The sequence below is a fragment of the Sphingobium scionense genome, assembly GCF_014197035.1.
Lineage (GTDB): Bacteria > Pseudomonadota > Alphaproteobacteria > Sphingomonadales > Sphingomonadaceae > Sphingobium > Sphingobium scionense.
The window spans coordinates 84,552-92,470 of sequence record NZ_JACIEU010000020.1 but is presented as its reverse complement, the minus strand read 5'-3'; the positions used below and the strand labels follow the sequence as shown (position 1 = coordinate 92,470).

The window sequence follows — 7,919 nt, the reverse complement described above, 5'->3', positions numbered from 1 at the left end:
CCACCGAGATCGAATTCGCATGGGTGGGGCATGCCCCACCCATGCGATCGCCTCAATCTACACCGGAAATTACACCACGAGCGCGGACGCTAACGCTGCAAGGGCATCGCGCGATCTCGGACGTTGGAGGGGCTCGTCTCGGCAAGGCCCAGCATGACGGGCAGCGAAGCGGCTGTGCAAGGCCGGCGGCCCCTCCAATTTTGCCGTGAAATAGAGCGTGCTTCGCACGCGCTTTTATTTGTTGCTAGCACAACAAAATCGGTTCCTCCGCCGCCGCTGCGCGGCGCTCCGGCTGCGCCTCCGCGGCCCTGACAGCCGCTCCGCCACCCGTCTCCGGAGGTCTGTCCTCAATGAGGAGGATTTCAAGCGAAGGAGGCGATCATGACCATGTTTCAACCCATCGGGGCGGCGTCGGACCGCGTAATTGCAACGCTGGTGGCTGGGCTCGAAATCGAGTTTGGACGGGGCGCAGGCGAGGCGCTGGCACAGCGGTTCCTTGAGGCCGAGGAGAGCGATTTCCTTTGGGACGCAAGGGTATCGGAACGGTGGCTCGGCGCATATCAGGCACAGGATGAGGAGGATTTCGAACTCGATCGGGTGGCGATTGTCGGGCGGCTGGATGGCCGCTGGTTCGTCGCGGTGAGCATCGTCGATGGCGATGGCAACGCGCACGGATTGATGGGGCGGCGCAGCTTCAGGAGCGAACGGCAGGCACGCGAAGCATTCGCGGCGACGCACTGATCGGGGCATCGGAAACGCAGGGACAGGGTGCCGGACAGGCATCGTGTCCCGGCTTCTTTTTGCCTCGGCTCGGGCGACATGGACGGGCAACAGGAAGGTGGAAATGGGCGGCAGGAGCGGTTCAGGCGGAAGGGCGGCGTAAGGCAAGATAAAGCTATGGCACTTGTGCGCCATAAGCCCTTGTCTGCACATCATTTTTTGGAGCCGGCACCGACACTGTACTCTCGGCACCAGTGCCGTTCCACGCCGGAAGGTCGGCATTCCGCCATGTTCGTCGGCACCGGTTTTCATAACATCGGCTGCGCGGCATGCTCGCCGTTCCACACCCCGGAATCAGGACAATGGCCGACGACGACAGCTTTGAGCCGCGCCTTGGGCGCCAGCGCCAGCAAGGTGGCAAGCGCGCCCGGCGCTATCTCGGCCGCGTCCTCGCCGCCGCCAATCTCGCGCGCAGCGGTAGCGCTGCGCCAGGCCTCGCACGAGGGTCGTTCTCAGGCACCCGGATAGGGCGCGGCGCGGGTGTCGGGCGGATGCTTGCCAGCCGCGGTGGCCCTGCGGCCTCGAACGGTCGTCGGGTCATCGTCAAGGCGAGCATCGTCAAGCTCGCCGGCAAGGGCGTATCGGTCGCCGCCGCGCACCTGCGCTATCTCCAGCGCGACGGCACCACGCGCGAGGGCGAACGCGGCGCGCTATACGGGCGCGATGCCGACGCCATCGACGGCAAGGCGTTCGGCGAGCGGGGCTCAGGCGATCGCCACCAGTTCCGCTTCATCGTCTCGCCCGAGAACGGCGACCAATATGAGGATCTCAAACCCCTGACCCGCCGGCTGATGAACCGGATGGAAGAGGATCTCGGGACGAAGCTCGACTGGGTTGCTGTCGACCATTTCAACACCGGCCATCCGCACACCCATATCGTGGTGCGCGGTAGGGATGATTGCGGAGCCGATCTCGTCATCGCCCGCGACTATATGACGACGGGCATCCGCGAGCGCGCCGCCGAGCTGGTCGATCTCGATCTTGGCCCGCGCACGGACCGTGAGATCGCGCAGGCGCTGCGTGGCGAAGTCGAGCAGGAGCGCCTGACCTCGATCGACCGGGCCTTGCTCAAGGGAGCGGACGCTACGCGGGTTGTGGCAACCAACGGTCGCGATGCGTTCGACCAGACACTGCGCGTCGGCCGACTGGCGAAGCTGTCGCGCCTGGGCCTGGCCGAGCCCCTCGGTGCCGGGCGCTTCCGGCTCGCGCCCGACCTTGCCGACACGCTGCGCGCATTGGGCGAACGGGGCGACATCATCCGCACGATGCAGCGCGAATTTTCGCGCGCCGCGATTGCCCGAGCACCGGCCGATCAGGCGATCTACGATCCGACCGCGCCCGATGCCCGCCCGCTGGTCGGCCGCGTGCTGGCGCGCGGGCTCGCCGATGAGCACGCCGATCGCCATTATCTGATCGTCGACGGCGTGGATGGGCGCAGCCATTATGTGGCAATCGGCAAGCCTGTTCTGAGCTTCGCTGAAGGGGGCACGGAAACCGACGTCAGCTTGCCGCCTGATGCGATCGTGCGGATCGATCCGGTCAGCCCGACATTGCGGGAGGCGGATAGGACCATCGCCGCGGTCGCCGCCGCCAATGATGGACGATACGATGTGGATGCCCATCTTCGCCATGATCCGACCGCCACCCAAGCCTTCGCTGAAACCCATGTCCGGCGGCTCGAGGCGATGCGACGGCTATCGGGCATCGTCGAGCGCGAGCCGTCCGGGCGCTGGATCATCGCACCCGACCATCTCGATCGTGTAGCCGTGTATGAGACGGATCGTCTGCGGGACCGTCCGGTTACAATCACCATGTTGTCGGCGCAGCCGCTCGACCGACTGGTCGATGCCGATGCTGCGACCTGGATCGACCGGGAGCTTGTTTCGGGCGCACCCGTATCCATCCGCGATGCCGGGTTCGGCCACGATCTGCGCGATGCCCAGGCGCGTCGTCGGCAGTGGCTGGTGGCGCAGGGATTCGCGGAAGAAACTGCGGGCAGCCCGACGTTCTCGAGCGGTATGATCGCGGCGCTCCAGCGGCGCGAACTGCTGCGGGTGGCAGGCCAGTTCGCCGCCGAGGTGAATATGCAATTCCGGGAGGCTGCCGAGGGCGCCCGGATTGAGGGCGTCTATCGCCGTTCGGTCGATCTCGTCAGCGGGCGGTTCGCCGTCATCGAGCGCGCCCGGGATTTCACGCTGGTGCCGTGGCGTCCCGCGCTGGAACGGCAGGTCGGAAAAACCGTGTCCGGTCTGGTACGGGGTGATGGAATCACCTGGTCGATCGGGCGCGGTCGGAGTGGGCCAAGCATTTCGTAATTGATCGGCATCAGACAGGATCGACCCCTTGTTGCCGTTCAGCTGCCGAATTCCGCTCCCCAGGTGCAGACCTTTCGCTTTCCCGGCAGGTCGAGACCAACTCAAGCCCTTCACCCGCCGGCTAGGGAACTGCAGGTTGTGCCGTAACCTGCCGTCCGTCCAACAGCGGCCCGCCAGGCTGCAACATGGTTCTGTCGCGGTCGCTCATCGATCGATACGGTAGTACAAGAGACGGCCATTCGCTCACGCATCAAGCGGACTTGCGCCTCGTTGATGCTGGCATGCGCCTCCTCAGCGAGGAAAATGATGCCCCGGCGTTCCCTCGTCATCGAGAAACAGCATGTGGTTCGGAAGGGGCTGAGGGTTCTGATGACCTTTGATTGGGTAAATCGCGGTGGTTTCGGTCAAGGCTGCGGATTCCATTCTGGCCGTGACATGCTCGGGCAGCATGTAGTTGCCATAGACCCATTCGAGCGTGCTTCCGCGCGGCTCGAACGTCTCCATCTGCTCCAAATTGAACTGGTGGCGAAGACCTTCGACGGCATTGCCGCCGGTTGTCTCGTAGCCGACATGAAGAACGCCCGGCCGGTCGTTAAGTTGGCCCGATTTGTCAGCCACCAGCGCTCGAAAGTGCGTTGCCTTGCGCCGTGCGGCTTCCTCAGATGCGCTTACCCAGCCCACCACGCTCGCGCGCGCCACGGCGGTGGCGTGGAAGGGGCGTCCGGGCGCCGGGGTCCATGCCCCTGCCATCCGGTAATCGACCGCATGTATGTATTGGCCCATCAGCAATTCGATCATCCGGCTAGCGCCAAACATGATGTCGTCGTGACGAAGGACGGCGCGTAAAGACCGCAAGTCCGCGCGCTTGATCCAGCCATATCCCGATTCATCACGCCATTCCCCAGTGCCACCCTCCAGAAAGGTTGCGACACGGTCGGCCAGATATCTCTCAGGCAAGTTTGCCAGCTCAGCTTCGAAGATCACCTCGACCGAGATCGAAGTCACCCTACATTCAGTTTCCTCCAGCGCTAGCTGCGCTAGCCGATCGCCGGCCGCGCGCTCCTGCGCCATATAGTCGGACCGCCCTGTGCGCGTGCATTCGACTGCCCACTCAATCCCCTCATGGCTCACATGCAGGTCTGGCGTTCGCCGAGTTGAATCCTCGGGAACGAACTTGACGCTGCTCCAGCCGCGCGAGGCATAGGCGCCTGCGACCAGCAACTCGTACAGCGCGTCATCGGGCACTGTCCGGTTATCGATCATCATCCGCCTGACGCGATTCTCGACGCCGATCACGAGCTTCAGGGAAGGAAGCAGCTGGCCGAGCCGTCGAAAGACCGGGGCGATGCGATACGCTTCTTGCTCTACCAGATTGGCGCGATCTGACGCGTAGGCATTGGCTTGGAAGACATACCAAGCGATGAGGTCACCGGGATCGTAGAGCGGCGGCCTGGCACCGGACGGCCACTGGTCGCGGGCTGGCGCAAACATGGCTCGGACGCGGCCCATTCGGGCTTCCCAGTCGGCAGCCGACACCATGGAGGTTAGCCAGTCAATGGCGGCGAGCACGTCCTCGTCGAGCCAGTCCTGACCTTCTCTGGTCGCGATCCACATAGGGCTTTGGGACATTCCACTTCCTCTTGTTTTGAACCCGTTCGGGAACAGACCCTAGCGGATGGCCGTGATCCATCGCTTCAATGCGGTTTCACCCTTGGCTGAGTTCGCTTATGTCTCCGCCCAGCCATGATCGATCCTAGGACCTGTTGATAAACCACTGTGACTCTGTCCTAAATCGACCCGTGACCGTTAGATGTATCGCCGATAATCGGGGCTAACCACTTGGCCTTCGGCCATGTACTTCAGCACCTCACCGACCTTTCGGGCGGCCCGGATGGGGACCGGCAGTCGCTGGTTCATCTGCGTCGAATTCCAGTTGATCTTCGTCAGCGAGAAGACCTCCTCTGCGATCTGCGCCACCGTGCTGTCGCTGCTGGGGTGCGGGCAAAGCAGCAGTGGCCGGGGCACATACAACCCTGGATAAGTGCCATAATAGGGAATGCTGCCGTTGGTGTAGAGCAGACCCTTGCCATCTAGCTCGACAAACGTGCCTCGCAGGACCGGGTAATCGCCATCTCGCAGGATCTTGGCGTCATAGGACTCTTGGACCCACACCAGATCGCGGTACTCGGTCTCCGCCTCATTCAGCGAACGCAGGATGCCATCGGCCTCTTCGCCGCGGAACCGCGATGTCTTAAGAATGATGACCCGGGCTGGCGGATGTTTGTGGTGGTCCCGATAGGCCTTCAACGCCCCCTTCACGAGTTCATAGGCATCTGCCTCGGTCATGTAAGGATGACGGCCGCGCGTCTCTGTCTGGGCGCGCTTGCCTTTCAGAATGAACCCTCGGCCGCGTTCGTCGAACATCTGGGCTGCGCTGGTCCAAAGCTGCTGGCCGCTGACATCACGGTAGAAGCTAACGCCAATGTAGCAGGCGCGAAACTCGCCTTCCTTCGGCAGGCGGCGCCACGGAATGCGCCCCGAACCCTTGTAGTAGAGGGTGGTCAATAAGTTCCAGGTTCGCCCAGCCTGATCCTGAATCTTCCGATCACTGGAGACCTTCACCTTCCGCGGAATCTTCGCCTTCTCGTCGATGACGTCTTCCCAAATGATCTGGATCGGGAAATTGAGAGGCATCGCCCTGGCTTTGAGCAATCCCCGGAAATTAGGAGCATCCGAGCCGCCGGCATCCTCCTGCTCAGTGGTGCCGTCGGCATCGGTCTTCGCGTTCCAAACCCGCTCAATGAGCGCGACTGGCAGAGCAACCACCGCGACATCGGGGCGGTTTCCACTGTCGTCGATCGTCTGAAGAATATCCATGATGGCATCAACCGCCATCTCGACCGCCTTTGCGTGATTGGGTTCCTTTATGATTCGATCGATCTGAGCCTTGGTGAGGGCGCCGCAGGCGTCGTCATCGACCTCGAAGCCGCAGCGGAACGGATTGTTATTGTGCAAGCCCGGAAAGTTCGGGTTCATGTTCGGATGGCTTTCCGCCTTAGATGCGAACCCGCCTGCGGCCGCCAGAAAGAACTCCTTCGAGCCCTGAACCGTCTTTGCGTCTCCCACCACGCCCAAACGTATCTTGTCGCCCAGCGGCGCCTGCAGCGGACCAGCATCGGTCAGCCCGAGACGAGGGTCCTGGTGGCTATGCTGATCGCCAAATTCGAGCAGCGGTTCATCAAATATCCGGCACTCAAACTTCATTGAACAACGACCCCGAGGTGTTACCTTCATCCTGCTCTGTGGCGGTTCGCTTGCCCCAGACATCATCCGGCACAGTGGTTGGCAGTTCGATTTCCGGCGGAGGATCGAAGCGCAAGGTTACGGTCGGTGCGACAGGTTCGGCAAACAGATCGGTGGCACCGCCCTCATTTTGGGTAAGGAAGCGATGCCACATGATCACCTGGCCGCGAATCGCAGCGTTGTTCTCCAGACGCTTCTTCCCTGAGAGTAACGCGTCCGGAAAAGGGTGACGCGTGTAGCCGTTCGTCGTGAAATGGTAGGTAGGGCTGACCATGAGAAACCACTGATCCATCATGCACTCGAACTTAGGCGCGAAGGCATGATGCCTGACGAAGCCAACCTTGCCGGGCACCTTTGTACTCATGGTGACGTTCACGACATCGGCCTTCGTTTTCACCTTGGCCGACTGATAATGGAACGTTCGCGGTTGGCTGTCCTCATACGCCTTCACGTAGAAGACCCGATTGCCTTTGTCCCAAGCCAGATCGTCTTGCATCTGGTGCTGAAGTGTCTGACGTAATAAGAACGCAAAATTGTTCTGTTCGTCGATGTCCTCATGATACCCGATCATACGGGTTTCTATAGCGTCTACCTGATCGAGATCGACGAAGGAGCCCGTCACCGCATCGCGTGGGTCGTGGAAGGACCAGAACGTGCCGTCCTTGATCACCCAGTCGTATCGTGCCGTTTCCCCCGTATCGTACATTTCCTTGAGCGCGCTCTTGCGATCGAAGGGCGTGCTCGCGACGAATATCTCGGTGGGCAGATTGATCGGCAACAGATTAACCAGCGCGGTCTCACCGCCGCCCAATGGCGGAACGTAATAGCCGTAGCCATTGATGGGGACCGTCAGCGCGGCGAGGCGGTCCAGTGAGGACTTGTCCAGGACATCCAAGGTCTTGTCAAATGTGAGCCGGCGCTGCTCCACCCCCGGTTGGGTCTGAACCTGCGCCCAGTAGTGGCTATCGTCACTCTCCCGGTACATCACGACGATGACCGGGAGATTGGACGTATTCCAGTAGGCCAAGTCCTTTACGTCCAATAGGTATGTGAAGCTGGTGTCGGTTTCGGACGTGTATTTCGCTCCCCGCGTCGACTTAATCTGCACGGCAATCATGCGGGCGGTCGGCTCGCCATCAATCATGACTTCCGCCAAGCCGTCAATGCCCGCCTCCAGCCGACTACGAGAGTCAAACTGGAAACCCATAGACAAGAAACGCTTGCGTACTGCCGCCTCGCCCAACTCGCCGATCAGTTGATTGTCGGTAATCTTTTTCGCCATGGTCCGATGATAGAACATCGTGGCAACTGCGCCATCGCGAATTTTGAAAATCGCAGGCGTTCTCCAAGATTTCCGCGGTCTTAATCGGAGTTTTGCCTCGCGCATTCCCTGATCCGGGAAAATCTCGGACCCGCGTCATCACAATTATAGTGCCTCAAGGCAGCATGGCCTGGGGGCAACAGCGGAGCGGCAAATGTCCCCTGGTCGAAATTCGAAAGCGCTTTGCAGCACCCATCGCA

Annotated in this window: 5 protein-coding genes; 2 read left to right on the top strand and 3 right to left on the bottom strand. The window is 61.5% G+C overall.

What is annotated here, in order from left to right; all coding sequences use genetic code 11:
• Nucleotides 1-381 precede the first annotated feature (381 nt).
• Both GGQ90_RS20855 and rlxS read left to right on the top strand, forming a co-directional pair.
• Nucleotides 382-741, top strand: coding sequence for a hypothetical protein (locus GGQ90_RS20855; RefSeq protein WP_246428352.1), 360 nt, complete (start codon nucleotides 382-384; stop codon nucleotides 739-741).
• Nucleotides 742-1,082: 341 nt separating this feature from the next.
• Nucleotides 1,083-3,095 carry a relaxase/mobilization nuclease RlxS gene (gene rlxS / locus GGQ90_RS20850; protein ID WP_188083798.1) on the top strand — a complete coding sequence of 671 codons (2,013 nt, stop codon included), beginning with the start codon at nucleotides 1,083-1,085 and terminating at the stop codon, nucleotides 3,093-3,095.
• 291 nt (nucleotides 3,096-3,386) lie between these two features.
• On the opposite strand, the gene GGQ90_RS20845 is transcribed toward rlxS, so the two are convergent.
• The 3 genes from GGQ90_RS20845 to GGQ90_RS20835 form a co-directional block, all read right to left on the bottom strand.
• Nucleotides 3,387-4,709, bottom strand: a complete 1,323-nt coding sequence (locus GGQ90_RS20845; protein ID WP_223178378.1) for a hypothetical protein — start codon at nucleotides 4,707-4,709, stop codon at nucleotides 3,387-3,389.
• Nucleotides 4,710-4,901: 192 nt separating this feature from the next.
• The gene (locus GGQ90_RS20840; RefSeq protein WP_037474223.1) at nucleotides 4,902-6,359 is read right to left on the bottom strand and encodes an argonaute/piwi family protein; all 1,458 of its coding nucleotides are present in this window, start codon (nucleotides 6,357-6,359) and stop codon (nucleotides 4,902-4,904) included.
• Nucleotides 6,349-7,680, bottom strand: coding sequence for a DUF4365 domain-containing protein (locus tag GGQ90_RS20835; RefSeq protein WP_037477996.1), 1,332 nt, complete (start codon nucleotides 7,678-7,680; stop codon nucleotides 6,349-6,351). The genes GGQ90_RS20840 and GGQ90_RS20835 overlap by 11 nt, the downstream gene beginning before the upstream one ends.
• Between the last annotated feature and the right edge of the window lie 239 nt (nucleotides 7,681-7,919).